A 26,986-nucleotide genomic window follows, 5' to 3' on the forward strand; every position below is an offset into this window, starting at 1 on the left:
TGACAATTAATTTTAGTTAAAATTATTCAGTAAATAGAAATATATAGAAATATTTTCCAAAAGCTTCGGCATATACTCTGATGAGTATTAAATAAACTTTTGTTTGAGTAAAATACAGCAGGAAAATTTGTCAATTTAGTAAATTGCAAACTTATACAGCAGTGGTCTGTATAGACTAGGAATTACACAAAAACTCTCCGAAACTCTAATTCCTCAGTGTTCTCTGCGTCGCGCCAGTTGCTACAACGGGGGGAACCCCAACGCACTGGCTTCTCTGCGGTTAGATATTCCATAACTCATGCGAAACGTAAGTCCTGAAGAAATTCCAACGCAACATCTCCATAGCAGGAAAATCGTTATACACCCTACCCAGCCATCGGAACCAGGAAAACTTAATAATAAATAAGATGATCAAGGGTAAAGACCCTTAAAATAGTCAAGATTTGTATTTTTATACTTCAAGGTAACAACTATGCCTCGTCGCCAAGATATCCGAAAAATTCTCCTGTTAGGTTCAGGTCCAATTGTAATTGGCCAAGCCTGTGAATTTGACTACTCTGGAACTCAAGCCTGTAAAGCCTTACGAGAAGAAGGCTATGAAGTGGTGTTGGTGAACTCCAATCCTGCAACCATTATGACTGACCCGGAAACAGCAGACCGCACCTATATTGAGCCGCTGACACCAGAAATAGTAGAAAAAGTCATCGCTAAAGAGCGACCTGATGCCCTACTACCAACAATGGGAGGACAAACCGCCCTCAACCTCGCTGTAGCTTTAGCGAAAAATGGTGTTTTGGAAAAATACAACGTTGAGTTAATTGGTGCTAAGTTACCAGCAATTGAAAAGGCCGAAGACAGAAAACTGTTTAACGAAGCAATGGCTAAGATTGGGGTGGCTGTGTGTCCCAGTGGTACAGCCTCAACTTTAGAAGAGTCAAAAGCGATCGCACAACGTATTGGTTCTTATCCTCTCATTATCCGTCCTGCCTTCACAATGGGGGGTACTGGGGGCGGTATTGCCTATAACAAAGAAGAATTTGAAGAAATGGCACAAGTAGGGATTGATGCCAGTCCCGTTTCTCAGATTCTCATTGACCAATCTTTGCTAGGTTGGAAAGAGTATGAATTAGAAGTCATGCGTGACTTAGCAGATAACGTTGTTATTATCTGTTCCATTGAAAACCTCGACCCAATGGGGATTCATACAGGCGATTCTATCACTGTTGCCCCTGCCCAAACCCTCACCGATAAAGAATATCAACGGTTGCGGGATATGGCAATTAAAATTATCCGCGAAATTGGTGTAGAAACCGGCGGTTCTAATATTCAGTTTGCCGTGAATCCCGTTAACGGGGATGTAGTCGTCATTGAAATGAACCCCCGTGTATCCCGCAGTTCTGCTTTATCGTCCAAAGCCACAGGTTTCCCCATTGCCAAAATAGCGGCTAAGTTAGCTGTGGGTTACACCTTGAATGAACTGCAAAACGATATCACCAAGAAAACCCCCGCTTCCTTTGAACCGACAATTGACTATGTTGTCACCAAAATTCCCCGGTTTGCATTTGAAAAATTCCCCGGTTCTGAACCTGTACTAACTACCCAAATGAAGTCTGTCGGGGAAGCAATGGCCATTGGAAGGACATTTAACGAATCTTTCCAAAAAGCCTTGCGTTCTCTAGAAACCGGTCGCGCTGGGTGGGGTTGTGACAAAGCCGAAAAATTGCCCAGTGGTGAACAAATTCGCGCCCAATTGCGGACACCAAACCCAGAACGCATCTTTTCTGTGCGTCATGCGATGCAACTAGGGATGAGTAATGAAGAAATCTATGAACTGACGGCTATTGACCCCTGGTTTTTAGATAAATTACAGCAACTGCTGGAAGTCGAGAAATTCCTGAAACGCACGCCCTTAAAGCAGTTGACAAAAGAGCAAATGTACGCTATCAAGAGAGACGGGTTTAGCGATCGCCAAATAGCCTATGCTACTAAAACCAATGAAGATGAAGTCCGGGCATACCGCAAGAGTTTAGGCGTGATTCCAGTTTACAAAACTGTGGATACTTGCGCGGCTGAGTTTGAAGCTCTTACGCCTTATTACTATTCTACCTACGAAGAAGAAACAGAAGTTTTAGCCACAACGAAACCCAAGGTAATGATTTTGGGTGGAGGACCAAACCGCATTGGGCAAGGAATTGAGTTTGATTATTGTTGTTGTCATGCTGCTTATGCTTTACATGGTGCAGGATATGAAACAATTATGGTCAATTCTAATCCTGAGACGGTTTCTACAGATTATGATACGAGCGATCGCTTGTATTTTGAGCCGTTAACCAAAGAAGACGTTCTCAATATCATCGACACTGAAAACCCGGTGGGGATAATTGTCCAGTTTGGGGGACAAACACCATTAAAATTAGCAGTTCCTTTGCAGAAATATTTAGAGCAACTAGCCAATGGTGATATTTACCAATGTCCTGTTCCTAGTCCTGATTTCCCTATTCCCCAAATTTGGGGTACATCCCCCGATTCTATCGACATGGCAGAAAACCGGGAGCGATTTGAAAAGATTCTCAACAAGTTGAATATTGCTCAACCTCCTAATGGTATAGCCAGAAGTTATGAAGATGCTTTAATTGTCGCTAAACGTATTGGTTATCCTGTGGTGGTGCGTCCTAGCTATGTGTTGGGAGGAAGGGCGATGGAAATCGTCTATTCTGATGCTGAGTTAGAACGCTACATGACTTTTGCGGTGCTGGTGGAACCGGATCACCCGATTTTAATTGATAAGTTCTTAGAAAATGCCATCGAAGTTGATGTCGATGCGATCGCTGACCATACTGGCAAAGTCGTAATCGGTGGCATTATGGAACACATCGAACAAGCGGGTATTCACTCAGGAGATTCGGCTTGTTCCTTACCTTCTATTTCCCTATCTCCAGCCGTGCTAAATCAAATCCGCACTTGGACAATCCAACTGGCACAAGCTTTGTCTGTTGTGGGTTTGATGAATATTCAATTTGCAGTCGTGGGTGCAAATGGTTATTCTCCCCAAGTGTACATTTTGGAAGCTAACCCCAGAGCATCCCGCACTGTGCCTTTTGTTTCTAAAGCCACAGGTGTACAACTGGCAAAATTAGCATCCTTAATTATGTCGGGTAAAACCTTAGAGGAATTGAACTTTACACAAGAAGTCATTCCCTCTCATATTGCGGTGAAGGAAGCCGTCTTACCCTTTGGTAAATTCCCCGGTACAGATACCATCTTAGGACCCGAAATGCGCTCAACTGGGGAAGTGATGGGGATTGATAGCGATTTTGGCCGCGCTTTTGCGAAAGCGGAAATGGGTGCAGGAGAAAAGCTACCTCTCAAGGGTACTGTATTTGTTTCCATGAGCGATCGCGATAAAGCCCTGGCCGTAGATGTAGTCAAAGAATTTATCACCCTTGGTTTTAGTATCATAGCTACCCAAGGTACACGCCAAGTCCTTCAGGAACAAGGGTTAAAAATTGAGTCAATCCTCAAACTCCATGAAGGTCGTCCTCACGTCCTCGATGCTATCAAAAACCAACAAATCCAAATTATCATCAATACACCTTCTGGGGAAGAAGCTCATACTGATGGGCGGTTAATCCGTCGTACAGCTTTAGCTTACAAAATTCCCATCATTACTACTATCGCCGGCGCTAAAGCCACAGTCGCCGCTATCCGTTCTTTGCAAAACACAACCTTGGATGTAAAAGTCATTCAAGAATACTGCCCCATGACTTAGGTGATTGGGGATTGGGGATTGGGGATTGGGAATAGAAACAATTTCCCCTCTGCTCCCCTGCTCCCCTGCACCTCTGCTCCCCAGTCCCCCGAAACATTAAGCAATTATTATAGGAGAAACATTATAGTTAACATTGAGATATTTTAACAAATATGAGGAAGCGATTTCTTCCCTAGAGAATTGAGTCCAAGAGCTTCACACATAAGGTTTTAAGTAGAATTACGGCATTAAGACCCCTGAAGCGACCAGGAAAATTCGGGTTTTTCGGTAGTCAGAAGTTTCTCATAAATGTTACAATTATTAATATTCTCATAAAACCAAAAATGTTCGACATACTACCTTATATCTAACTATCGGTACTTGTAATTACTAGGAAACAACTGTAACGTCTAGCAGTTAAGAAGCCTAATATTGACTAAATATAAGCAGCCGAGTTGATCGGGCGTGTAAATCCCAAACCCTAGCGTGGTTTTCCAGCATACCTGGATAGCAACCTACCAAGGCATTTATCAGCTAATGACACTACCAGCAAACCCATCATTACCAAAGAGTAGCGCCATGAAGACGGCTCAGACACCCACAGACCTCGTGCGGACTTACCTGCGTGAGATTGGCCGTGTGCCACTCCTCACCCATGAAGAAGAAATTCGTTATGGGAAACAGGTGCAAAAATGTACCGCATTGTATGAGGTGAGAGATAATCTTGCTAATCAGTTAGATCGTCAACCAAGTTTAGAAGAGTGGGCAACAGCAGCACAGCTAGAACCAGCAGAGTTAAATGAAGCGATCGCTGAAGGTGAAATTGCTAAACGTAAAATGGTAGAAGCCAATCTACGTCTAGTGGTATCTGTTGCCAAAAAGTACATTAAGCGCAATGTCGATTTACTCGACTTAATCCAAGAAGGTAGTATTGGGATGCAACGGGGTGTAGAAAAATTTGACCCCACGAAAGGGTATAGATTTTCTACCTATGCCTATTGGTGGATACGTCAGGCTATTACCCGCGCCATTGCCGAAAAGGCTCGCACAATTCGGCTGCCTATTCATATTACTGAAAAATTAAATAAAATTAAGAAAGCACAACGCCAACTCTCCCAAGAACTGGGACGTGCGCCCACAGTTTCCGAACTGGCTCAAGAATTAGAATTAACAACCAAACAGGTGCGGGAGTGTTTAGAAAAAGCCCGTCTGCCTTTATCTCTCGATTTACGGTTAGGAGATAATTACGATACCGAACTGGGAGAAATGTTGGAGGATACAGGCGCATCACCAGAAGATTTTGTGATGCAATCTTCTCTATCTTACGACATAGAGCGAATGATGGCAGAACTCACCCCACAGCAGAAAGAAGTCATTAAGCTGCGGTTTGGTTTATTAGATGGGCAGTCTTTGACTCTAGCGAAAATAGGCGAAATCCTCAATATCAGCCGGGAACGAGTCCGACAAATTGAACGCGAAGCCTTAACAAAACTTCGCAAATCGAAAACCAGCATTAATGAGTATTTGGCTAGTTAGGTTACTGGGGACTGGGGACTGGGGACTGGGAACAATTAATCAACTTTCAACTTTTGACTCTTGACTCTTACCCTCTGTCACCTGTCACCTATTCCCTATTCGCAAAACTACGCTGCTTTTGGTACGGTTAAACCGACTCCCTCGACTGAAATAACCTGTTACATTAGTTGACATGGATACACAATTAATTTTCGTCTTCATCAAATACACAACAGGTTATTGATTATTTCAGTCACAATTACACAGTTAGTAGTTGTAGTAAAGGAGATAAAAAGTGAGTAACCAATCCAATCGAGTCTCAGAATTTTTTAACAGTGAATCTGAAAATAGCAACTTATTATGGCAGTACGTTAAATCTTTAAGTCCAGAAACCGTCACTCAGTTATCTAAACCCACTTCTTCGGAAGTTTTTCAAGTGATGGAACGTAATATAGTTGGACTTTTGGGAAATCTGCCTTCAGAACACTTTGGTGTTACCATCACCACCAGCCGCGAAAGTTTAGGTCGGTTATTGGCCTCTGCTATGATCAGCGGTTATTTCTTGCGGAACGCAGAACAGAGAATGGACTTCGATATGGCCTTACAAGGCACTGAAGCAAACAGCAGTGATATTGCTGATTAAAGAAATGAATTAACGCCAGTTAAATAAATTCTCTGCCAACTCCATCATTACAGTAGCAGAAGTTTAATAATTGGTGTTTTTTATTTAATAAATGTTATTATTTCCTAATTATCAATGAGATCCCCAGCTTAACCAAGAAGTCGGGGATCTCTTATTGTAAAATAAGAATTTGGTTTGTAGTCAGCGATTTATCGGTATATGTCAGAATTTACAGTAATAAAGTGCTAACTACGAACCGGATTTTAATTGTCATAGTTATAGTCATGAATGAAATATCTGTTATACCCCATAAAATCATTGGTGTTGCTGTTATTTGGAACGAAGCAAAGCAAATTTTAATTGATCGTCGTCTTCCCAAAGGTACAATGGCTAATTTATGGGAGTTTCCTGGGGGAAAAATTGAATCAGGGGAAACTATAGAAGAATGTATAGAAAGGGAAATTTTAGAAGAGTTAGGAATTAAAATTGAAGTGGGAGAACATTTGATTACTGTTGACCATACTTATACTCATTTACGAGTAACTTTGACTGTGCATCATTGTCGTCATTTAGTAGGTATTCCCCAAGCTATAGAGTGTGCAGAAATTCGTTGGGTAAGTTTAAATGAGTTAGATGATTTTACTTTCCCAGAAGCGAATATGGAAATTATTGCTGCTTTGAAGAAAGATGAATATTTTGATGGTATGAATGATTAATTATCAGTAGACCTCTTGCAAAATTGATTTTATGTTATGGTGGGGGTTTGCGATTTTGGTATGGCTAAACTTAACTCGTAGTTGTAAATGGCGGCCAGTAAGTTACAACGCAGACCATAACGACGACGGCGATTACGATATCTATCACCAAATATTTTAAAAATCTTCAAGCGACGATTAATGTGTTCAATGCTGATTCTCGCTTTTGCTAGAACCCGATTATAGTCTTTTTCTAAGAGAGAAAGTTCTCTGTTTTTAGGCTTCTTTTTGGGAGTGTAACTGTTGCTATGGTATTGATCAATTCCTTGATAACCACTATCGTATAAACCTTGTGTTTCGGGATGAAAATGAATCCCACTCGCTTTAAATAAGGAAAAATCGTGGCAACGACCTTTACCAAAAAAAGTATAAATACTTTCCCCTGTCTCTTGATTAATAATCAGTTGGCTTTTGAGGGTATGACGTTTTTTCTTTCCTGAGTAAAATTGCTTTTTTTGGCGATAGCTCCTACCCAACTCCCAGGTATCAACTTTTTCAATTATCCCACCTCATTGGTATTCAAGTAAAACCTCTCATCATACCATAAAAACGATTCTGCAAGAGGTCTAATCAACAAGTTTAACAATTGAAGCTGCATATCCTGAATCAAAAGGTAATATTTATTTATTAGCTGCTGCTGTTGCCATGAAAGGTGAAAAACACGATGTTTCAGCAGCATATACTTATCTAAATAAAGCTGAAAATTTTTATGAACAAATAGATTTTAAAGAGAAGAAATTAGCTAATATATTGGCAAATAAAGCGCGAATAGATGAATATTTACAAAATTGGAATAACGCTATTGATGCTTTTTCCGAGTTGTTAGAAACAGGTAAAAATCTCAAATCTATGAATACTATTGCTGATGCTGGTGTGCATTTGGTGAGAATACATATAAAAAAATCTGCTTCCTTAGTCGAATGGTTACAATTAATTAAAAAATTAGGCTTTTACGGTATAATGGCATTACTAAAAGTGCTTTTTCAACAAAAACAACGTTTATTTTAAAGATTAAAAGTAACAATCTATTAAAAATATTCATTTATTATCCCCCAATTACCTACAATAATTAAAAAGACTTTTATAAAAGGTGTAAGTAAAAAAATGCCTAAAACCGTTGCTGACGTGATGAGCCATGATCCGATTATGGTTCATCCTGAAACTCCCTTAAAAGAAGCTATACAAATTTTGGCAGAAAAGCGAATTAGCGGTTTACCTGTAATTGATAATGCGGGTAAAGTGGTGGGAATTATATCAGAAACTGACTTGATGTGGCAAGAAACTGGTGTAACACCTCCTGCTTACATCATGTTTCTGGATAGTGTGATTTATTTACAAAATCCTGGCGCTTATGAACGGGATTTACATAAGGCTTTAGGGCAAACTGTGGGGGAAGTTATGAGTAAAAACCCTCTGACTATTACACCTGATAAACCCCTTAGAGAAGCTGCAAAAATTATCCAAGAACATAAAGTGCATCGTTTACCTGTGCTTGATGGGACAGGAAAAGTCATTGGTATTCTGACTCGTGGTGATATTGTTCGCGCTATGGCTGCTGAGTAGAAGATGAGGTGACAGGTGACAGAAAAGCAAGGGGAGATAGGGAGAAATAACCACCCATTACCTATTACCAATGACTACTAAAAAATTAGGATAGTTATCATGAGTGTTTCTGCTGAATCTGTGAAAGAATTACTGAGTTCGGAAAATTTGGGCGATCGCTTGCGTGCTGTCAACCAAATTCGAGGACTGGAACCCAAAACCGCATTTGAATTCTTACAAATCGCTATTAGTGATAAAAATTCTCGTGTGCGTTATTCTGCGGTAAGTCAACTCGATACCCTGGGAGGTCAGGATTTAGATTTATCTTTACGGATATTACGGGAGCTACTTAATGATCCTGAAGCAGATGTGCAAGCAGCAGCAGCAGATTGTTTAGGTGCGCTCAAATTACACACAGCTTTTGAAGATTTAGAGCAACTTTATCATAGAACCCCAGAATGGTTGGTGCAGTTTAGCATCATTGCTACATTGGGAGCATTAGGTGATCCACGGGGTTTTGAATTACTCAAACAAGCACTTTCTTCAGATAATGGCTTAATTCAAACTGCGGCTATTAGCTCCCTGGGAGAGTTGGGAGATGTCCAAGCAGTTTCTTTGTTAGTCCCATACAGCACTAACCCAGATTGGCAAGTACGTTACAGAGTTGTCCAAGCTTTAGGTAATTTAGGTGGTGCGGAAGCTAAATCTATTCTGGAAACTCTGGTTAATGATGAGGTGGAAGCTATTGGTAAAGAAGCAAAAAGAGCTTTGCAATAGACATCCATTGAAAAAGAATGTAGAGACGTTGCATTTAATATCTCTACAAATAAAAAAATTGACCTGGTTGGTAAAATGTCGCATTCCAGCCAGATCGAAAATTAGAATTTTGATATTAGAAACAGTCTGTCAAATTATGCTCTTACAAGTTTGCGACGACGAGCTACGGTCATTCCAGCAGCAACTAAACCTAAACCTAGCATTGTGGTAGGTTCAGGAACTGCTTGGGTAGCTGTAGCTACTGTCACACCTTTGAATACTGCGTTAATGTTGCTGCCTGCATTATAAGCAGTTTGCGCTGCTGTGGCGTTACCGGGAGCAAGTTTGCTTACTCCTGGAAAGTCAAAAGTAGTGAAATCAATGTTTCCTGTTGCCTGACTTCCTTCCTCAAAGCTACCTATGAAGTTAAAGCTAATGTCTACTCCACCTGATATTGCAGTAAACACAGGATTAGCAAAGCTGCTGACAGTAAGTTGCTTACCAGCACCATCGATATCTATAAACAGTGTAGGTAATCCAGGAAATGAGATGTCAAAAATACTACCACTTGTATCACCCGAAAAATCACCATCTGTCAGTCCTAGTTCGATTTTATTTGGAGCAGTAAAGTCGAAACCAGTATTGTCTATAGTAGCTGTAGTTCCATCCCCATCAAATGTAAATGCACCCTCGTATGCTTGAGCAGAACCAGCGCAAGTAAAGAAGCCAGCAACAGCAATGGGTAGTACAGCAGCAGCGCCTAAAAGTTTAGATTTGAAGTTGAACATTTTACTCCTTAGCTCCTGTGAGGAAATTGAGAAAAAAATAATTATTTGGCTTGTCGTACAGCAATCCTATAAATTGTGTAACATTTCAATAAATATGCAATTATACCCTAAATGAAGTTGTTTCTGGTTTTTGTTTAAAAACTAGACTAGGATTGCTGTTTTAACACGGTTAGGAGACTGTAGCTGTTTGCTTGAGTTCCTTGTGTGTTCCCTACACTAGAATAATTACATAGTCAGTGGTTTACTAGCAATATATACTGACTATCTTGATAGAATCTTCATCAAGTAGTTAGTTGTTTTTCTTGCATCGGTCAATCTGGTAAACGGTGATTCTAAGTAAATAGTCTTAAATAAACCCAGTTTACAGTGTTTGTAGTTATGTAAAGTTATGATAAAGAAGTTGCCATTGAAACTATAACTTGGAGTGAAAATATTTACAACACTACCCCCCATATACCTGTGGCCAGGTTGTCCAGATAAAAACTATCACCGCCCCAACTGCTAGTAAACCCTGAAGCAAATTCCCTACCAAGGTTCCTACAGTTATTCCTATCCCAGCTTTGACAGCTTTACCCAAGTCTCGTTGATAAATATACTCACCGATAATTGCGCCCAAAAGAGGACCAATTAACATTCCCAATAATGGACCACCAAATGGTAATGCTGGCAATAAACCGAAGAAGCCTACTAACAAACCGACAAAAGCGCCAATTTGACCCCATTTACTCGCACCGGCTTGTTTTGCTCCCAAGTAGCCAGCTAAAAAATCCACTGCCATACTCAGCAGTAGGACAATAACTGTAATAATTAGGGGAATCTTAATCGCTGCAAAGGAACTACTGACTATCCCCCAAATGATAATGGCAATTAAAATTAAGCTACTTCCAGGGATGGCGGGAACTACAGATCCAATCACTCCCACGAGCATAAGAGCTATTAATAACCAGTATAGAATTTGCATAATTCGTAATTCGTAATAATTTATTTTCTTGCCTATAACCTACTCTTGAAGAGTTACAGCTAATTTATCAGCTATACCCGCAATCCAATTTTCATCTTGTTTGGTGTAACTACGGGGAGCATTAGCCCCTAAAATCAAAACACCTTCTTTACCAATGGGTTGACAAATCACTCCTTGTGTGTTTTCTGGTAAATAATCAAATTCAATTTTGCCTGGATATACATACAACGCAACTAGATAAACTGCTTTTTGTGTTTCCAGAACTCTTTTTAATATCGCTCCTGGTATTACTTCTGATTTAGATGCCAGAATACCGCGACGTAACAGAACTTTACCTTGGTAATAAACGATGAGCGATCGCGTGACTGTATTCGTCAATAATAAATGCGATGCCCAAGCTAATTCTGTTTTCACGGTTTCTGGTAAATCTGGTGCTAAAACAAAACCTTCCTCTCCAATTAGTTCTACTGTATCAGGCGTTTTTGGTTGTACTTGCTGCCAAATTAAACCTGTTAAAATTAACACCGCACTCAAAATAACTCCCAACACATCCCCCCGTGCTTGAGAATTCGTGAGTTCCGGTGTTAACAACCGATTAATTAGCAAAAGTACAGCACCTAAACCCCCAACTACCAAGGGTAAACGCCGCAAAACTCGATTAGGATCAGATTTAGTCATTAGTAATGGGTAATGGGTAATGAGTAATGGGTAATTGGATTGTAAATCTCCCCTGCTCCCCTGCTCCCCTGCTTCTTACTCTTCCCCTGCTTCTAGGATGCGTTGAAAAAGATAACCTGTACCTCTGGCTGTGAGAATCAGTTCTGGGTTACTGGGGTCATCTTCTAATTTTGCCCGTAAACGGGAAATATGCACATCCACCACGCGAGTATCTACATGGCGTTCTGGTGTGTATCCCCAAACTTCTTGCAAAATTTCTGACCGCGAAAAAGCTTCTCCAGAACGACTTACTAATAACTCCAGTAAGCTAAACTCCATACCCGTTAAGCGAATGCGCTCATCTCCTTTGTAGACTTGGCGCTTATTTGTATCAATTCTGATATTTCCGACATGAATCACCCCAGAACTAGGAATACCAGTTGCACCGGTTTTGTCTACTCGTCGTAAAACTGAGCGAATCCGCGCTTCTAATTCTTTGGGGGAGAATGGTTTAACTACATAGTCATCAGCACCCAATTCCAATCCAGTGATGCGATCAGCTACGTCCCCCAAGGCTGTTAGCATGATAATGGGGACATCGGATTCTTTACGTAATTCTTGACAAACACCATAGCCATCGAGCTTTGGCATCATCACATCCAAAACTACCAGGTCTGGTTCAGCTTTGCGAAAAGTTTCTAAAGCTTCTTCCCCATCACCAGCAGTTACTACATCGTAGCCAATCATGGAAAGGCGTGTTTCCAAAATCCGGCGAATGCTGGCTTCGTCGTCTACTACCAGGATTTTTTCTTTATGACTTTCCAAGTTTCCCTAAGCTCCCTAACTGAAATTTTACATTATGAATTTTAATACCATAATATTAAGATATCATTCCATCAGTTAATTGGAAAAAAGCTGTAACTACTACTCTTATTCGACTTTAGTTTTTTGTAAAACTTAAGGAAGAATTAAGATTTTTAAATAAAAATTAAGCATGGCAAAGCCAAAAACCGTTTTCATTTGTAGCAAATGTGCCGCCGAATTCTCCCAATGGTTTGGAAAGTGTTCAAATTGCGATACTTACGACTCTTTGGTAGAACAAAATGCAACACCTTTTGGAGTAGATATACCTAGTCGGGGCGGCGTGGGTAACTGGCACGCGGCTCAAACTGGTGCTAAATCTACTACTAAACCAGCTAAACCAAGGGCTTCTCTGACTTTCGATCAAATCAGCGATCGCCAAATTGCTCGATGGGAATCTGGTTATGGAGAATTAGATCGGGTACTCGGTGGGGGAGTTGTCCCCGGTTCGATGGTGCTAATCGGTGGTGATCCCGGTATAGGCAAATCTACTTTATTGCTACAAGTATCCAACCAACTGGCGCAAAAATACCGCATTCTTTACGTCACAGGAGAAGAATCAGGACAACAGGTAAAATTACGCGCTTCTCGTTTGGGAATGTCCAAACCTATAAATGTAGTTACTGAAGAAAATAAAAGTCAAGAAAATGACGAAGGAGAAACTGATAACCTCCTAGAAGATACAGATAAACCAATAAATCCTCTCAGTATCGGAGCCGACTTATATGTTTTGCCAGAAACGGATTTAGAAGAAATTCTCCGGGAAATAGACTCACTCAAACCAAATTTGGCAGTGATCGATAGTATACAAACAGTATTCTTTCCGGCGTTAACATCTGCACCCGGTTCAGTAGCACAGGTACGGGAATGTACAGCAGCTTTGATGAAGGTAGCAAAACATGAAGATATTACTATGTTAATTGTCGGTCATGTCACCAAAGAAGGGACAATCGCAGGACCGAGGGTATTAGAACATTTAGTAGATACAGTATTGTATTTTGAAGGCGATCGCTTTGCATCCCACCGATTATTAAGAACTGTTAAAAACCGTTTCGGAGCAACCCACGAAATTGGTATATTTGAAATGGTATCTGAAGGATTACGGGAAGTAGACAATCCTTCAGAGTTATTTCTGGGAAACCGCGACGACCCCGCCCCAGGTACAGCTATTGTTGTAGCTTGTGAAGGAACAAGACCAATAGTAGTAGAATTACAAGCTTTAGTTAGTCCCACTAGTTACCCTTCACCCCGTCGAGCAGGAACAGGCATAGATTATAACAGATTAGTGCAGATTTTAGCAGTATTAGAAAAGCGGGTAGGGATACCGATGTCCAAATTAGATTCCTATGTAGCATCAGCTGGGGGTTTGAACGTAGAAGAACCAGCAGTAGATTTAGGAATAGCGATCGCCATTGTAGCCAGTTTCCGTGACAGAATAGTTGATCCTGGCACAGTATTAATTGGAGAAGTTGGTTTAGGGGGACAAGTGCGATCGGTTTCCCAAATGGAACTACGGTTAAAAGAAGCAGCAAAACTGGGATTTAAACGCGCCATAGTTCCCAAAGGACAAAAATTTCCCGATCTTAACATTGAAATTTTACAAGTTTCCAAAGTCATAGATGCGATTATTGCTGCTATACCCCATCAATCTTTGGAAGATATAGATTTAGAAACCGACGATGAAGAGGATGAATAACCAGATCCCCGACTTCTCAAAGAAGTCGGGGATCTATGAAATAGCAAGCACCAACTTTAACATCTTTTCCCAATCTGGCATCACCAAACTAAAAGTATGAGATAATTTTTGATTGTCTAATAAAGAAAAAGCCGGTCTACTTGCAGGTGTTGGATACTCCTGAGAAGTAATAGGAATTAACCGCTGTAACTTGCGTTGATTTTGCTGCAAATCAGGCTCAAAAATGTCTTTGGCAAAAATCGCCTTAGCAAAACCATACCAGCTAGTTTTTCCACTTGCAGATAAATGGTATAATCCACCATTACTAGCGAAAAAATCAGTTGTATTTTCCTGAGACTGAGAAACTATTTGGGCGGTAATTTCTGCGATCATTCGACTCCAAGTAGGTGCGCCAATTTGGTCATCAACTACCCTAATTTCCTCTCGTTCCTTCGCCAGTCTTTGCATCGTCAATAAAAAGTTTTTACCATGTAAACCATAAACCCAACTAGTGCGAAAAATTAAATAATTAACACCTACAGATGCGATCGCTTCCTCACCCACTAACTTTGTTTTTCCATAGATATTTTGGGGGTTTGGTTGATCATTTTCCTGATAAGGAGTATTTTTAGTACCATCAAAAACATAATCCGTAGAATAGTGAATCATAGCTGCACCCAGACGCTTGGCCTCCTCAGCAATTACACCAGGCGCAATACCATTAATAGCCATAGCCAAATCTGGTTCTGACTCCGCCTGATCTACCGCTGTGTAAGCAGCAGGATTCACAATTAAATCGGGCTTTACATCCCTAATGGTCTCACGAATTGTGTCTGGTTGGGCTAGATCCATTTGACTGCGCCCCACAGAAATCACATCACCCACAGTCATCAAAGTCCGTTGTATTTCCCAACCTACCTGGCCAGAAACACCAGTTAATAGAATTTTCATGAGTAAACCTCAGCTTCTTGCAGTAACTTACCAACTTTATCTTTAGCAGACACAATTGGTTCATCTTCAATAGGCCAAGAAATAGCTAAATCAGGATCATTCCAAAAAATAGTGCGGTCATACTGCGGCGCATAATAATCAGTAGTTTTGTACAAGAACTCAGCATATTCAGATAGCACCAGAAAACCGTGAGCAAAACCAGGTGGTATCCACAATTGATGTTTATTTTCAGATGACAAATACACACCAACCCATTGACCAAAAGTTGTAGAACTTTTTCGCAAATCCACAGCCACATCAAACACAGTACCTACCACAACTCTGACAAGTTTTCCTTGCGGCTGATCAATTTGGTAATGCAAACCACGCAGAACATTTTTAATAGAAAGAGAGTGATTATCTTGGACAAAGTGAGATGATATTCCTACCTTATCTAAAAAAGCTTTTTCGTTATAACTTTCATAAAAAAAGCCACGTTCATCTCCAAAAAGTTGCGGCTCAATTATCAGCACATCAGGAATATCCGTTTTTAAAATCTTCATAAATTCATCCTTTTCGCATCAATAAATTATTCAGTTTTTTCTAGAGCAGAAATAATCTCATCCTCTAGAATTTGCCGCAAATAAAGACCATAACTGCTTTTGCCCATAGATTCAGCTAAATAAGACAACTGAATAGAATCAATATATCCTTGAAGGTAGGCAATTTCTTCAATACAAGCTATTTTCAGTCCCTGTCTTTGTTCCAAAGTTTGGATAAAGTTTGAAGCTTGATGTAAAGATTCATGTGTACCAGTATCTAACCAAGCATATCCTCGTCCTAAAATTTCTACTTGTAATTCACCTTGATATAGGTAAGCTAAATTCACATCAGTAATTTCTAATTCGTTACGATGAGAAGGCTTAAGACTAGCAGCAATCTCCGTCACTTGAGCATCATAAAAATAAATACCAGGTACAGCGTATTTTGATTTAGGAAATTTTGGTTTTTCTTCGATACTAATTGCTTTTCCATCAGCATCAAATTCAATCACACCATATTGTTGAGGTTGTGTCACCTTATAACCAAAAACTAACCCTCCCTGTTGGAGTTGAGCCGCACGAGTCAGGACTTCAGTAAAACCGTGTCCATAAAATATGTTATCTCCCAAGATCAAGCATACTGGCTCATTCTTAATAAAATCTTTACCCAATATAAAAGCTTGAGCTAAACCTTCTGGTTTCGGCTGTTCCACATAACTAAACTTTAGCCCCCATTGACTACCATCCTTAAGAAGTCGCTGAAAAAGAGGTAAATCTGTGGGAGTAGAAATAATCAGAATTTCCCTAATTCCAGCCAACATTAAGACCGATAAAGGATAGTAAATCATCGGTTTGTCATAGACAGACATTAACTGTTTACTGACAACTTGAGTTAGGGGATAAAGACGTGTACCAGAACCACCAGCTAAAATAATACCCTTCATTTCACCATCCTTATAGAGCAGAATAAATCAACGGGTTTCATAATTTTGTTTAATCCAGTTTTGGTATGTACCTGTACATACAGATTCTACCCAAGCCGAGTTATTCAGATACCATTGCACTGTTTTTAATAAACCACTATCAAAATTTTCCTTTGGTTTCCAGCCTAAAGTTTCACTGATTTTACTACAATCAATTGCATAGCGGCGGTCATGACCTGGACGGTCTTTGATAAAGGTAATCAAAGAAGAATGTTGAAAATTCTCTTTAGGTGCTAATTCATCCAGAATGCTGCAAATCTTTTCGACAACAACCAAATTAGTTTGTTCATTTAGTCCACCGATATTATACGTTTCGCCAATATTTCCTTCTCTGAGAACCTGATAAATAGCATCACAATGATCGCTTACATATAGCCAATCTCGGATATTTTGACCATCACCATAGATAGGCAAAGGTTTACCATTTAAAGCATTGAGAATAGTTAAAGGAATTAGTTTCTCAGGAAATTGCAGAGGTCCATAATTATTAGAGCAATTGGTTGTTAAAGTAGGTAAATTGTATGTGTGATAGTAGGAGCGCACGAGATGGTCAGCACCAGCTTTAGAAGCAGCATAAGGGCTATTGGGTGCATAAGGTGTATCTTCTCGAAAAGCTGGATCTGTTGGATTTAACGAACCATATACTTCATCAGTAGATATATGCAAAAAGCGGAAATTTTCTTGTTTTGGTGATGTGAGTTTTTGCCAATAAGCTTTACTGGCTTCTAATAATTGAAATGTTCCAACTACATTAGTTTGGATAAAATTTTCAGGACTGAGAATGGAACGATCAACATGAGTTTCCGCAGCAAAATTGATAACAGCATCTGGATGATATTGATCTAATAAATAACTGACTAATTCAAAGTTATTAATATTTCCCTGAACAAAATGATAGTGGACATCATCTTGCAATTCTGCCAAATTTTGGAGGTTACTGGCATAAGTCAGTTTATCTAAATTAATGATATTAGCCCACTTTGCTTTTCTCGCTTGAAGGACAAAATTAGCCCCAATAAATCCTGCTCCACCTGTTACTAATAGAGTTGGCATTTCATCTTTTTTGAAGTTTGACATACAAGCTTAGTCTTCCTATGTATTGCTGTTTTTTATTTCTTATATCAATGTAAACTTTGATAATTACAAAACTGTAATTTCCTCTTTTCTTTATTTAACTTATACTAGGAAACATTCGGCTTTTTCAAACCTAATTTTTGGGCAAGTTTTCTTAGTGCATCTTTAGGAAACCAAACCATAAAAAGTCCCCCTCTGTCAAATACTGTCAAGTTCCAGATATAGCCAAAACTGGGAAATTGTCTTAATAAGAGAATTTCAGCTAATACATAACGTCGATTTTTTCGCGGTTGGTTCGGAGGATTATCTTCAGTGCGAAGTTGCTCTGGTAAAGGTAGCCAATGACCAGCTATTTTCTCAGGCTCAAAAAATCCCGCCTGTACAGATAAACCCATCAATCGGTCAGCAGTCCAAAAAGGAATATATTTGAAAGGACCAAAGAGGGTAAAATTCGGGACAACCCCCTTAAGTGCTTTCTGTACAAGCTCATTTTTCCAAACTTTTTTATCAAAATTTTCTTGATGGGGTCCTTGTTGATCTTTACGTCCCCTAAAAATTGCTAATAGGTCTAGTTTATTATCAAAAGGAACAATCGGAATTTCTCGCATCATTTGTTGCTTTTCTGCTTCCGAGTAAGCTTTGGAAGTCTCACGCTTTCTTACTTCAATGTCTTGAATCTTCGGTAGAGAATCCCAGGGTTTATCAATGGGTGCATCCCCAAAAGGGAATTGAACTTGATTTAATCTAAAAAAATAGCTGTCAGGAAAGTTGCTAAAGTAATCTTCCGCAATGTCAATAATATTTGGATGTAGATACTCATCACAATTAATGGAAAGAACGTATTTTCCTGACGCATTCAGTAAAGCAGTGACTCTTTGAATGAGTTCTCCCCGGAGAGGACTTGTAATTTGATGCAGCCGAGAATCGCTAATATTGATGAAAGGGACATGAGGTGGATAAACTAAAATAAACTCTGCACTACCTTGAATTTTTAATATTTCTTGTAGCCATGAATCTTGAACACCTTCCCTCATGGGAATAATGATAGAAAGCTTAGGATTTGTCATAGAGTGGCAATAGTTATATTTAAACGGATTTCCAAGAGCTTATAAGTAACTGTTATTTCAAGTAGTGTGGCCAAATTTAGCCTACCCCAACCATCATTTCCAGGAGCATAACTAATTGTTACACTTTATTACACTGAAATTTTCCATATAACCTATATTCCGCAGAAGATACTTATACAGAATTTTTACTAACCCTCTTGGCACATATATTATACAAAACCTTGGTGGCATATAAATATATGGTATTGTAAAAATTCGCCCAATCCACAGACAATAGGACTTACGCATTGACAGCAAACACCAAATATACAGGGTGCTAAAAACCACATCTTTCGTAGGAGTTTAGCACTGCTAAACCCCTACATAACGGGTCTATTTATTATGGACATAATCATTCATCAAAACCTGAAACGGCCTATTTCGGTAAAATCATACCATGATTATTTTGTAAAGTGCGTAAGTCCTAGTATCTTAATTTTCTTTAAGTTGTTATCTTTAAATTATTCATGAATTTTGATTAATTTGAATCCAAATAATTATCAACTCACAAAAATAAATTGCTTTTTTGCATCTATCAAAAGTCTGATTTTAATTAGCAGGAGTGATGATCAGCCGATACTCTACAATAAAGAAATATCGTTAATTTTGTATAATTCCTAACTGATGATGAGTAGATTAAAATCCTCCAAGCATCGGAACTTATGGTTTGAAAGGTTAATGGCCATAACTGCGACTCTCAACTTAGGATTAGTTTTGTTTGATTTGAGTTACGTAAATTGGCGCGATCTCTACTTCCGAAGAGTTCCTCAAATCACCCATATTTATGATCCGGTTAAAGGTATTGAACCCCATCGAGACACGAAAAATTATTTAGAAACAATAGCTGCTTTAGAAGAACAAGTGAACCAAACTGGTTTAAATTCTCCTCAAGTAAAAAGTAAGTTAGAAGAAATCAGGCTTCTCAGTAGAGAGATGATTGATAGTAACCCCTTTGCAGGTGCGGGTAAAAGTGGAACTCTGGAAAAAATTAAAAACCGAATGCGGGAACACATCAGCGAAGAATCAGCAAAACGCGCCTTTGCTACTTTTTGGAGTCCAGAATATTTATCTAAACAGGGCTGGATTCAAGAAATTAATTTTTTCAACCAGCAGATTCGGCCTGGGATTGCTACTAACTATTATCGCCAAATAGGCGAAAATGGAGAATTTATAGATTATTTTTGGCTAATTGACTTATCATTCGTGGTGATATTTGGCTTGGAATTGGTGGGACGGACTTTTTATATCAAACGTCAAAAACGCCATTTAAGCTGGTTGGAAGCGATTTTGTGGCGTTGGTATGACCTATTCTTAGTAATTCCCTTTTGGCGTTGGTTGCGAGTTTTACCAGTATTGGTACGTCTAGATCAAGCGCATTTGATTGATCTGCATTCTTTAAGAAGGCAAACTCACCAAGGTATAGTAGCCAATTTTGCCGAAGAAATCACAGAAATTGTGGTGGTGCGGGTAATTAACCAGATGCAGGGTTCAATTCAGCGAGGTGATATAACTCGGTGGCTATTACAGCCGGAAAAAGAGCGTGCCTACATAGATATTAATAATATCAACGAAGTGGAAGCGATCGCTGGACTGTTATTACAAACTATCGTTAATCAAGTTCTCCCAAAAATCCAACCAGAAATTAATGCCATTTTGCGCCACAATATTGAACTTGCTTTTCAACAAGTACCTGTTTATCGCAACTTGCTGATGCTTCCAGGAGTAGAAAAGGCACAAATTCAGTTAAGTGAGCAACTAGCCAATCAAATTACCACTAACCTATATATTGCTTTAGTTAGCGCCATTAAAGATCCAGTCGCTGCCAAACTTTCTAGTCAGCTAGTAGAAAAATTCACTACAGTCTTAGGCTTAGAGATTCAGGAAAAACACGTAATTTTAGAAATTCAAAGTTTGCTCAATGATTTTTTAGAAGAAGTCAAAATTAACTACGTTCAACGCTTATCCCAAGAAGACATTGAGCAAATTATTGAACAAACAAGACATATGCGATCGCAAGGATCTGTTCGGATAGTGGTAGATAGAGGTGCTGCTCTCCCAGAAATTCGAGACAGGAGGTAGAGGGGACAAATCAAGTCAAAAGTCAAAAGTCAAAATTAAAGAACTCCTGGCTTCTGTCACCTGTTCCCTGTTCCCTGTTCCCTGTTCCCTAACAACTGACTAATGACTAACGAAAAAAATACGCTACACTCATGTTAGGGGCGAACCAATAACGGTTCGTCACAAGACTTCTTGGAAGATATCCCTATCGCAGGAAGTGGGTAGATGCCCACTTTTTTTATTGAATTCTCGCATGACTCATCCTTTAGTCCCACAAATTATTGACTTGGCGACCCCAGTAGCAGCAGAACTGGGATTAGAAATTGTTGGCATAGTTTTTCATACTAACCAACGTCCGCCAGTTTTGCGGGTAGATATCCGTAATCCCCAACAGGATACTGGTCTGGACGATTGCGAACGGATGAGCCGTGCTTTAGAAGCCTCCTTAGATGCGGCAGAGATAATTCCAGATGCCTATGTGTTGGAAGTATCTAGTCCTGGGATTTCGCGACAACTGATAACTGACAGAGAGTTTATTTCCTTTAAAGGTTTTCCTGTAGTTATCTCCACTTGTGAACCCTACGACGGACAGCAAGAGTGGACTGGTCTGTTGATTCGCCGGGATGAAACAAAAGTTTACTTAAACCAGAAAGGTCGTGTAGTTGAAATTCCCAGATCCCTAGTTACCAGGGTGCAGCTGGATGAGCGCAGCTAACCAATTTTAGATTTTAGATTTTAGATTTTAGACTGGGGGTTTTAGAGTGGAATCTAAAATTCCAAATTTAAAATTCAAAATTGTGGCGGGTGCTGACTTAAAAGTTAAGGAGATTGCTTATGTCAATGGTCACTTTACCTGGATTAAAAGATTTAATTGAAAGCATCAGCCGCGAACGAAATTTACCTCGTTTAGCAGTGCAATCATCTATTAGAGAAGCATTACTTAAAGGTTACGAACGTTATCGCCGGGCTCAAAATTTAGAGCGCAAACAATTTGATGAAACTTATTTTGATAATTTTGAAGTAGAACTGGATATTGACGGAGAAGGATTTCGAGTTCTTTCTACCAAAACAATTGTCGAAGAAGTTAGTAACTCCGACCATCAAATTTCTCTAGAAGAAGTGCAACAAGTCGCTCCTGAGGCTCAATCAGGTGATTCTGTGGTTTTAGATGTCACCCCAGATCAAGGAGAATTTGGGCGGATGGCGGCGATGCAGACTAAACAGGTATTAGCACAAAAATTGCGGGATCAACAGCGCCAAATGGTGCAAGAAGAGTTCCAAGATTTAGAAAGCACAGTTTTACAAGCTAGAGTTTTGCGATTTGAAAGACAATCTGTAATTTTGGCAGTTAGCAGCGGTTTTGGTCAGCCGGAAGTAGAAGCTGAATTACCAAAACGGGAACAACTGCCAAATGATAACTATCGGGCTAATGCCACCTTTAAGGTATACCTGAAAAAAGTTTCCCAAGGTCAGCAACGGGGACCGCAGTTATTGGTGTCTCGTGCTGATGCAGGCTTAGTGGTTTATTTGTTCGCCAACGAAGTCCCAGAAATAGAAGATGAAGTTGTCCGAATAGTCGCAGTAGCCAGAGAAGCTAATCCCCCTTCCCGTTACGTAGGTCCGCGGACTAAAATAGCAGTAGATACCCTTGATCGAGATGTAGACCCAGTTGGGGCTTGTATTGGCGCTAGGGGATCACGAATTCAAGTGGTAGTGAATGAATTACGGGGTGAAAAAATAGATGTAATTCGCTGGTCTCCAGATCCAGCAACTTATATCGCCAACGCCCTGAGTCCAGCAAGAGTCGATGAAGTGCGCTTAATGGACCCAGAAAGTCGGCAAACCCACGTTTTAGTAGCTGAAGATCAACTGAGTTTAGCTATTGGTAAAGAAGGACAAAATGTGCGATTAGCAGCCCGTCTGACCGGTTGGAAAATTGACATTAAAGATAAAGCTAAATATGACTATGCCGCAGAGGATTCTAAATTTGCAGCTGTCAGGGCAAAATATCAACCGGAGGATGATGAAAATGAGATGGAGGAACTAGAAGATGAATATCAAGAAGACTTAGAATTAGATAATGATAATTTTGACACTAGTGAGGAAGATTAATTCCCAACTGTTTTTGGCAATTGTCTGTTAACTGTTAACGGTTAAAGGTAAACTAGAAACATTTAGCAAGTGTGAAAATTAACAAAAACTAACAAAAACTAATTTGAGGGAAGTACAAACTGCTGACCTGACAGAACACAAACCCGATGAAACCAAACTATCGGCGTTGTATTAGTTGTCGCCGTGTAGGATCAAAAGAAGAGTTTTGGCGCATTGTCCGCATCTTTCCATCTGGGAAGGTACAATTAGATCAGGGCATGGGGCGTTCAGCCTATATTTGTCCTGAAACTGACTGCCTGCAAGCGGCTCAGAAAAAAAATAGATTAGGGCGATCGCTACATGGAACAGTGCCAGAAACACTGTATCAGACATTGTGGCAACGTCTCACCGAAAGCAATCCCCAAAATCAAATTTAAACGAACTAAATATTTTGGTCTGCCCTCGGCAGACTACTACCTCGGTTCCGGCCAGACCGGATCAAGGTTTCAGAACCAGAGAGGCTGTGTCAGACTCGGATAGCATTCAGTTGCTAACATTATTTAAGATGTTCCTAACAGAGCAACAGTCAATGAGACAGGAAACCGCGACCTCAGCACAGAAGTGCCAGTCCGGGTACTGCACTCAAAACCACCTCACAACGGTAATCTCTAGAGAAATTGTGATGAAAGCCGAACAATTAACGCTTTCATCACAGCCTCTGTTATCGTGGGGGTTAGTGCCAAAATAGTAAATGGGTGTAGAAGGCAAGTGGATCTCTAAAAATTGGAGAGAGACGAAGCAATACTCCCAACAAGTTTTACTCGATTGTGTTGTGGAAGACTCAGAATCAGCAAAACAAAAATCTAAACAATGGCAACCTGGTAGCGCTCAAGCGCAGTTCGGCATCAAGGATGCCCAAAAAAATTTTCTATTTAGAAAAATTTTATGGGGTTCCTTTAACCATCATTCCTGGTGGGGATGCCAGTATTAAACCGAAACATCTCTCTTTCCTGATTGGAGGCACCGGCAACATTACCAAGGGCAACCTAAAAAACAGTGTTCAAAGGATGGAGATGTCGAAAACCAGGCAACCATCCGTTAAAACTGTAAACTAAAGGGGAAAGAGTGGATGAACAACGGCAAAGTTAGAATCTACGAATTATCAAAGGAATTGAATTTGGATAACAAAGAGCTATTAGCAATTTGCGACCAGCTCAATATTGCGGTCAAAAGCCATAGCAGCACGATTTCAGAATCTGAGGCTGAACAAATTCGTATAGCTGCGGAAAAAGTCGCAGCGACGAGTGTCACAGACAAAAAAGAATTAGATACAAACAGCCATAAACCAAATTCACACCAAACTGGCTCCCGAAACCGACCTGCTGCAACCCATAAACAGCAAATTTTGGAAATTCGCAAACCCAAAATCTTGAGAAATACTACCTCCAACGCCTCAGAAGCGTCAGTTGCTACCAATAGCCAATTTGCTTCGTCTGATAGCCTGCATGACGAAGCTATTGCTAATTCTCCATCACCTCCACGGCCTTTTGCTACACCAGTCTCAACCATGAAACCGACGGCACCAACTCGACCTGTACCCCGGAATCAATCTGAGACCCCACAGAAACCTGTGGCAGAACCGGAACATCAGCCTAATTTCCAACCAGCCCCAGAAAAAACAAAAGCGGAAAAACCGGAAAAAGTCGTTTCTCCGAGACCTAAACAGGAAAAAACCCCAAAACCGCAACTGGTTGGTCCACCGGCAAGACCTGTGGAGGAAAAAACCTCTCCCACAGAACAGCTATCTCAGGCAGATAAACCGATTCTGAAACGCGAACGCCCAGCGCGTGGCGAAGAAGAACGGGAACACACTAAACCCAGGATGGGCAGGGCAACAACAGACCAGATCCCACAAACTGCTCCCCAAAAACCGGGTCGATCCACTCCTTCACCAGCGAAACCAGAACACAGAGGCAGTAGATCTGCACCCACACCATCAACTGAGGTGCAACGACCCAGGCCAGCACGTCCTGGGGAAGCCGTCGCCGCCATGCCCATAGCTACTCCACCAAAACCAATGTCTGGAGGAGCTAAAAAAGAGGGATTGGTGGATGAGCCGATCGCACCAGGTTTGCTTGATTTGAAACGGCCAACACCACCCCGACCAACTAAAGGTGGTAAAAAATGGCAAGAAGAAGAAATAATTGACGAAATCAAAGAGAAAGCCAAGGTTGGACCTAAAGGCAAACGAGTTAAACCCATCCTAGATGATGATTTTGAAGAAGATGACTTACTGGATGAAGAGGGTCTGGAAATTCCAGCTACCGTCCAAGTGAGCCTTTCTATAGCTCGTCCACCTAAGCCCAAGGCTTCTCGACCTGCACAGCAACCAACATTGGTTGCGGCCGCACCTACTAAAAACAGAAGGTCTGGTTCCCACCGCGACCAAAACCGTCGTCAACAAGAAGTAGAAGTCAAGCAAGAGCGTCCAGAAAAACTGGTGGTCACAGGACCGATGACTGTACAAGAGTTGGCTGAGGGCTTGTGTATTGCCGACACAGAGATTGTCAAAATCCTGTTTATGAAAGGCATGGCGGTAAGTATCACCCAAAACCTGGATATTCCCACAATTACCCTAGTCGGTAAAGAGTTAGAAGTAGAAGTCGAAACGGCAGAACCAGAAGCAGAAGCCCGCAAAGTCACAGAAATGATTGACTTTGCAGACCTCGAACATCTGATCCGTCGTCCGCCGGTTGTGACAATTATGGGTCACGTAGACCACGGTAAAACCACTCTGCTCGACTCAATCCGCAAAACTAAGGTGGCTGCTGGTGAAGCAGGTGGCATTACCCAGCATATCGGCGCATACCACGTTGATTTGGAACATGATGGTAAGCCACAACAGATAGTCTTCCTAGATACCCCCGGTCACGAAGCCTTCACAGCTATGCGGGCTAGGGGAGCGCGGGTGACAGATATTGCTATTTTGGTAGTCGCTGCTGATGATGGTGTCCGTCCGCAAACAGTGGAAGCCATTAGCCATGCTCAAGCCGCAGGTGTGCCAATTGTCGTCGCTATTAACAAGATTGACAAAGAAGGGGCGCAACCAGAGCGCGTTAAACAAGAACTGACCAATTATGGTCTGACCGCAGAAGACTGGGGTGGTGAGACTATTATGGTTCCTGTGAGTGCTATCAAGGGCGAAAACCTGGATACACTTCTAGAAATGGTTCTCCTTGTGGCAGAGGTAGCAGAACTATCTGCTAACCCAAATCGTGTGGCTAAAGGAACAGTCATCGAAGCTCACTTAGATAAAGCCAAGGGTGCGGTCGCTACCCTGCTAATTCAGAACGGTACTCTTCATGTTGGAGATATGCTGGTAGCTGGGTCGGCATTTGGTAAAGTCCGGGCAATGGTAGATGACAGAGGCAGAAGAGTAGAAGTTGCTACTCCCTCCTGTGCTGTTGAGGTGCTGGGTTTAAGCGATGTACCCGCAGCAGGTGATGACTTCGAGGTGTTCGCGAACGAAAAAGAAGCTCGTACCCTCGCCAGCGTTCGTGCCGACAAACAACGCCAATCGCGCTTGTTACAAGGACGTGTTACCCTCACAACCCTCTCGGCTCAAGCACAAGAAGGCGAGTTGAAAGAACTCAACTTGATCTTGAAAGGAGATGTCCAAGGTTCTGTAGAAGCCATTATCGGCTCTCTCAAGCAAATCCCCCAAAACGAAGTTCAAATTCGGATGTTGTTGGCTACTGCGGGAGAAATCACAGAAACAGATATCGACTTAGCTGCTGCTAGTAACGCCGTTATCATTGGTTTCAATACTACCTACGCTAGTGGTGCTAGACAAGCTGCGGATGAAGCAGGTGTGGACGTGCGCGAATACAACATCATCTACAAACTCCTAGAAGATATTCAAGGAGCTTTAGAAGGTCTGCTAGAACCAGAGTTGGTGGAAGAACCCCTGGGTCAAACAGAAGTACGTGCTGTCTTCCCAGTCGGTCGTGGTGCGGTTGCTGGTTGTTATGTACAATCGGGCAAACTGCTTCGCAACTGCAAAGTGCGCGTCCGTCGAGGTAGTAAGGTGATCTATGAAGGCGTTCTTGATTCCCTCAAACGGATGAAAGAAGATGCCCGCGAAGTTAACGCTGGTTATGAATGCGGCATCAACATTGATAAATTCCATGACTGGGCTGAAGGTGACATCATCGAAGCCTATCAAATGGTAACTAAACGCCGTACACTCACCCTTACTAAGTAGTGTTAAGTAAAGAGTGCTGAGTGCTGAGTTAATTTATGAATGTTGAATTGACATAGTT

Annotated in this window: 24 protein-coding genes; 14 read left to right on the top strand and 10 right to left on the bottom strand. The window is 40.9% G+C overall.

Going from position 1 to position 26,986, the window contains the following annotated elements:
* Positions 1-472 precede the first annotated feature (472 nt).
* From carB to mutT, 4 genes are all read left to right on the top strand, one after another.
* The gene (gene carB, locus H6G06_RS10085; protein WP_190559603.1) at positions 473-3,769 is read left to right on the top strand and encodes a carbamoyl-phosphate synthase large subunit; all 3,297 of its coding nucleotides are present in this window, start codon (positions 473-475) and stop codon (positions 3,767-3,769) included.
* 558 nt (positions 3,770-4,327) lie between these two features.
* Positions 4,328-5,284, top strand: a complete 957-nt coding sequence (locus tag H6G06_RS10090) for an RNA polymerase sigma factor, RpoD/SigA family (RefSeq protein ID WP_190559856.1) — start codon at positions 4,328-4,330, stop codon at positions 5,282-5,284.
* A gap of 274 nt (positions 5,285-5,558) precedes the next feature.
* Complete coding sequence (locus H6G06_RS10095; protein WP_190559605.1) at positions 5,559-5,906, top strand: DUF760 domain-containing protein; 348 nt, start codon at positions 5,559-5,561, stop codon at positions 5,904-5,906.
* Between the two features lie 263 nt (positions 5,907-6,169).
* On the top strand, positions 6,170-6,601 hold the full coding sequence (mutT, locus tag H6G06_RS10100) for an 8-oxo-dGTP diphosphatase MutT (RefSeq protein ID WP_190559607.1): 432 nt from the start codon (positions 6,170-6,172) through the stop codon (positions 6,599-6,601).
* Positions 6,602-6,630: 29 nt separating this feature from the next.
* On the opposite strand, the gene H6G06_RS10105 is transcribed toward mutT, so the two are convergent.
* On the bottom strand, positions 6,631-7,143 hold the full coding sequence (locus H6G06_RS10105; RefSeq protein ID WP_338422931.1) for a transposase family protein: 513 nt from the start codon (positions 7,141-7,143) through the stop codon (positions 6,631-6,633).
* A 142-nt stretch (positions 7,144-7,285) separates the two neighbouring features.
* Here H6G06_RS10105 and H6G06_RS10110 point away from each other — a divergent pair, with 142 nt between their 5' ends.
* From H6G06_RS10110 to nblB, 3 genes are all read left to right on the top strand, one after another.
* Positions 7,286-7,648: a hypothetical protein gene (locus tag H6G06_RS10110; protein WP_190559609.1), complete on the top strand. Its 363-nt coding sequence runs from the start codon at positions 7,286-7,288 to the stop codon at positions 7,646-7,648.
* Between the two features lie 96 nt (positions 7,649-7,744).
* Entirely contained in the window at positions 7,745-8,203 is a 459-nt protein-coding gene (locus H6G06_RS10115; RefSeq protein ID WP_190559611.1) for a CBS domain-containing protein, read from the top strand.
* A gap of 99 nt (positions 8,204-8,302) precedes the next feature.
* On the top strand, positions 8,303-8,959 hold the full coding sequence (gene nblB, locus H6G06_RS10120) for a phycobilisome degradation protein NblB (protein WP_190559613.1): 657 nt from the start codon (positions 8,303-8,305) through the stop codon (positions 8,957-8,959).
* A 134-nt stretch (positions 8,960-9,093) separates the two neighbouring features.
* On the opposite strand, the gene H6G06_RS10125 is transcribed toward nblB, so the two are convergent.
* The 4 genes from H6G06_RS10125 to rpaB all read right to left on the bottom strand — a co-directional run bounded on the left by H6G06_RS10125 (position 9,094) and on the right by rpaB (position 12,169).
* Positions 9,094-9,726, bottom strand: a complete 633-nt coding sequence (locus H6G06_RS10125; RefSeq protein WP_190559615.1) for a PEP-CTERM sorting domain-containing protein — start codon at positions 9,724-9,726, stop codon at positions 9,094-9,096.
* Positions 9,727-10,168: 442 nt separating this feature from the next.
* The gene (locus H6G06_RS10130) at positions 10,169-10,687 is read right to left on the bottom strand and encodes a DUF456 domain-containing protein (RefSeq protein WP_190559617.1); all 519 of its coding nucleotides are present in this window, start codon (positions 10,685-10,687) and stop codon (positions 10,169-10,171) included.
* Between the two features lie 39 nt (positions 10,688-10,726).
* Positions 10,727-11,365 (bottom strand): cofactor assembly of complex C subunit B, encoded by a 639-nt coding sequence (locus tag H6G06_RS10135; protein WP_190559619.1) that lies wholly within the window; start codon positions 11,363-11,365, stop codon positions 10,727-10,729.
* 75 nt (positions 11,366-11,440) lie between these two features.
* Positions 11,441-12,169, bottom strand: coding sequence for a response regulator transcription factor RpaB (rpaB, locus tag H6G06_RS10140; protein WP_190559621.1), 729 nt, complete (start codon positions 12,167-12,169; stop codon positions 11,441-11,443).
* A gap of 169 nt (positions 12,170-12,338) precedes the next feature.
* On the opposite strand from rpaB, the gene radA reads away from it, so the two are divergent.
* Positions 12,339-13,901, top strand: a complete 1,563-nt coding sequence (gene radA / locus H6G06_RS10145; RefSeq protein WP_190559622.1) for a DNA repair protein RadA — start codon at positions 12,339-12,341, stop codon at positions 13,899-13,901.
* 33 nt (positions 13,902-13,934) lie between these two features.
* Here the strand turns inward: radA and rfbD are convergent, their stop codons facing one another.
* The 5 genes from rfbD to H6G06_RS10170 form a co-directional block, all read right to left on the bottom strand.
* Positions 13,935-14,831, bottom strand: coding sequence for a dTDP-4-dehydrorhamnose reductase (gene rfbD / locus H6G06_RS10150; protein ID WP_190559624.1), 897 nt, complete (start codon positions 14,829-14,831; stop codon positions 13,935-13,937).
* Positions 14,828-15,373 (bottom strand): dTDP-4-dehydrorhamnose 3,5-epimerase, encoded by a 546-nt coding sequence (gene rfbC, locus H6G06_RS10155; RefSeq protein ID WP_190559626.1) that lies wholly within the window; start codon positions 15,371-15,373, stop codon positions 14,828-14,830. The genes rfbD and rfbC overlap by 4 nt, the downstream gene beginning before the upstream one ends.
* Before the next feature lie 26 nt (positions 15,374-15,399).
* Positions 15,400-16,296 (bottom strand): glucose-1-phosphate thymidylyltransferase RfbA, encoded by an 897-nt coding sequence (rfbA, locus tag H6G06_RS10160; RefSeq protein ID WP_190559627.1) that lies wholly within the window; start codon positions 16,294-16,296, stop codon positions 15,400-15,402.
* Between the two features lie 27 nt (positions 16,297-16,323).
* Positions 16,324-17,388, bottom strand: a complete 1,065-nt coding sequence (rfbB, locus tag H6G06_RS10165) for a dTDP-glucose 4,6-dehydratase (RefSeq protein ID WP_190559858.1) — start codon at positions 17,386-17,388, stop codon at positions 16,324-16,326.
* 128 nt (positions 17,389-17,516) lie between these two features.
* The gene (locus H6G06_RS10170) at positions 17,517-18,476 is read right to left on the bottom strand and encodes a transposase (RefSeq protein WP_190559629.1); all 960 of its coding nucleotides are present in this window, start codon (positions 18,474-18,476) and stop codon (positions 17,517-17,519) included.
* Positions 18,477-19,142: 666 nt separating this feature from the next.
* Between H6G06_RS10170 and H6G06_RS10175 the strand changes: the two genes are divergently transcribed.
* From H6G06_RS10175 to infB, 6 genes are all read left to right on the top strand, one after another.
* Positions 19,143-20,594: a hypothetical protein gene (locus H6G06_RS10175; RefSeq protein WP_190559860.1), complete on the top strand. Its 1,452-nt coding sequence runs from the start codon at positions 19,143-19,145 to the stop codon at positions 20,592-20,594.
* Between the two features lie 232 nt (positions 20,595-20,826).
* Entirely contained in the window at positions 20,827-21,288 is a 462-nt protein-coding gene (gene rimP / locus H6G06_RS10180) for a ribosome maturation factor RimP (RefSeq protein ID WP_190559631.1), read from the top strand.
* Positions 21,289-21,407: 119 nt separating this feature from the next.
* On the top strand, positions 21,408-22,685 hold the full coding sequence (gene nusA / locus H6G06_RS10185) for a transcription termination factor NusA (protein ID WP_190559633.1): 1,278 nt from the start codon (positions 21,408-21,410) through the stop codon (positions 22,683-22,685).
* Positions 22,686-22,831: 146 nt separating this feature from the next.
* The gene (locus H6G06_RS10190; RefSeq protein ID WP_190559635.1) at positions 22,832-23,101 is read left to right on the top strand and encodes a YlxR family protein; all 270 of its coding nucleotides are present in this window, start codon (positions 22,832-22,834) and stop codon (positions 23,099-23,101) included.
* 314 nt (positions 23,102-23,415) lie between these two features.
* Positions 23,416-23,655: a hypothetical protein gene (locus H6G06_RS10195; protein WP_190559637.1), complete on the top strand. Its 240-nt coding sequence runs from the start codon at positions 23,416-23,418 to the stop codon at positions 23,653-23,655.
* A 138-nt stretch (positions 23,656-23,793) separates the two neighbouring features.
* Positions 23,794-26,928: a translation initiation factor IF-2 gene (infB, locus tag H6G06_RS10200; RefSeq protein WP_190559639.1), complete on the top strand. Its 3,135-nt coding sequence runs from the start codon at positions 23,794-23,796 to the stop codon at positions 26,926-26,928.
* Positions 26,929-26,986: the final 58 nt, after the last annotated feature.

The sequence above is a fragment of the Anabaena sphaerica FACHB-251 genome, from assembly GCF_014696825.1.
Classification (GTDB): Bacteria; Cyanobacteriota; Cyanobacteriia; order Cyanobacteriales; family Nostocaceae; genus RDYJ01.

Bases quoted from the DNA above. Each gene is read 5' to 3' on its own strand.
- carB (WP_190559603.1), top strand. From the start codon at position 473: ATGCCTCGTCGCCAAGATATCCGAAAAATTCTCCTGTTAGGTTCAGGT.
- H6G06_RS10090 (WP_190559856.1), top strand. From the start codon at position 4,328: ATGAAGACGGCTCAGACACCCACAGACCTCGTGCGGACTTACCTGCGT.
- mutT (WP_190559607.1), top strand. From the start codon at position 6,170: ATGAATGAAATATCTGTTATACCCCATAAAATCATTGGTGTTGCTGTT.
- H6G06_RS10110 (WP_190559609.1), top strand. From the start codon at position 7,286: ATGAAAGGTGAAAAACACGATGTTTCAGCAGCATATACTTATCTAAAT.
- H6G06_RS10115 (WP_190559611.1), top strand. From the start codon at position 7,745: ATGCCTAAAACCGTTGCTGACGTGATGAGCCATGATCCGATTATGGTT.
- nblB (WP_190559613.1), top strand. From the start codon at position 8,303: ATGAGTGTTTCTGCTGAATCTGTGAAAGAATTACTGAGTTCGGAAAAT.
- H6G06_RS10125 (WP_190559615.1), bottom strand. From the start codon at position 9,726: ATGTTCAACTTCAAATCTAAACTTTTAGGCGCTGCTGCTGTACTACCC.
- H6G06_RS10130 (WP_190559617.1), bottom strand. From the start codon at position 10,687: ATGCAAATTCTATACTGGTTATTAATAGCTCTTATGCTCGTGGGAGTG.
- H6G06_RS10135 (WP_190559619.1), bottom strand. From the start codon at position 11,365: ATGACTAAATCTGATCCTAATCGAGTTTTGCGGCGTTTACCCTTGGTA.
- radA (WP_190559622.1), top strand. From the start codon at position 12,339: ATGGCAAAGCCAAAAACCGTTTTCATTTGTAGCAAATGTGCCGCCGAA.
- rfbD (WP_190559624.1), bottom strand. From the start codon at position 14,831: ATGAAAATTCTATTAACTGGTGTTTCTGGCCAGGTAGGTTGGGAAATA.
- rfbC (WP_190559626.1), bottom strand. From the start codon at position 15,373: ATGAAGATTTTAAAAACGGATATTCCTGATGTGCTGATAATTGAGCCG.
- rfbA (WP_190559627.1), bottom strand. From the start codon at position 16,296: ATGAAGGGTATTATTTTAGCTGGTGGTTCTGGTACACGTCTTTATCCC.
- rfbB (WP_190559858.1), bottom strand. From the start codon at position 17,388: ATGCCAACTCTATTAGTAACAGGTGGAGCAGGATTTATTGGGGCTAAT.
- H6G06_RS10170 (WP_190559629.1), bottom strand. From the start codon at position 18,476: ATGACAAATCCTAAGCTTTCTATCATTATTCCCATGAGGGAAGGTGTT.
- H6G06_RS10175 (WP_190559860.1), top strand. From the start codon at position 19,143: ATGAGTAGATTAAAATCCTCCAAGCATCGGAACTTATGGTTTGAAAGG.
- rimP (WP_190559631.1), top strand. From the start codon at position 20,827: ATGACTCATCCTTTAGTCCCACAAATTATTGACTTGGCGACCCCAGTA.
- nusA (WP_190559633.1), top strand. From the start codon at position 21,408: ATGTCAATGGTCACTTTACCTGGATTAAAAGATTTAATTGAAAGCATC.
- H6G06_RS10190 (WP_190559635.1), top strand. From the start codon at position 22,832: ATGAAACCAAACTATCGGCGTTGTATTAGTTGTCGCCGTGTAGGATCA.
- H6G06_RS10195 (WP_190559637.1), top strand. From the start codon at position 23,416: ATGGGTGTAGAAGGCAAGTGGATCTCTAAAAATTGGAGAGAGACGAAG.
- infB (WP_190559639.1), top strand. From the start codon at position 23,794: ATGAACAACGGCAAAGTTAGAATCTACGAATTATCAAAGGAATTGAAT.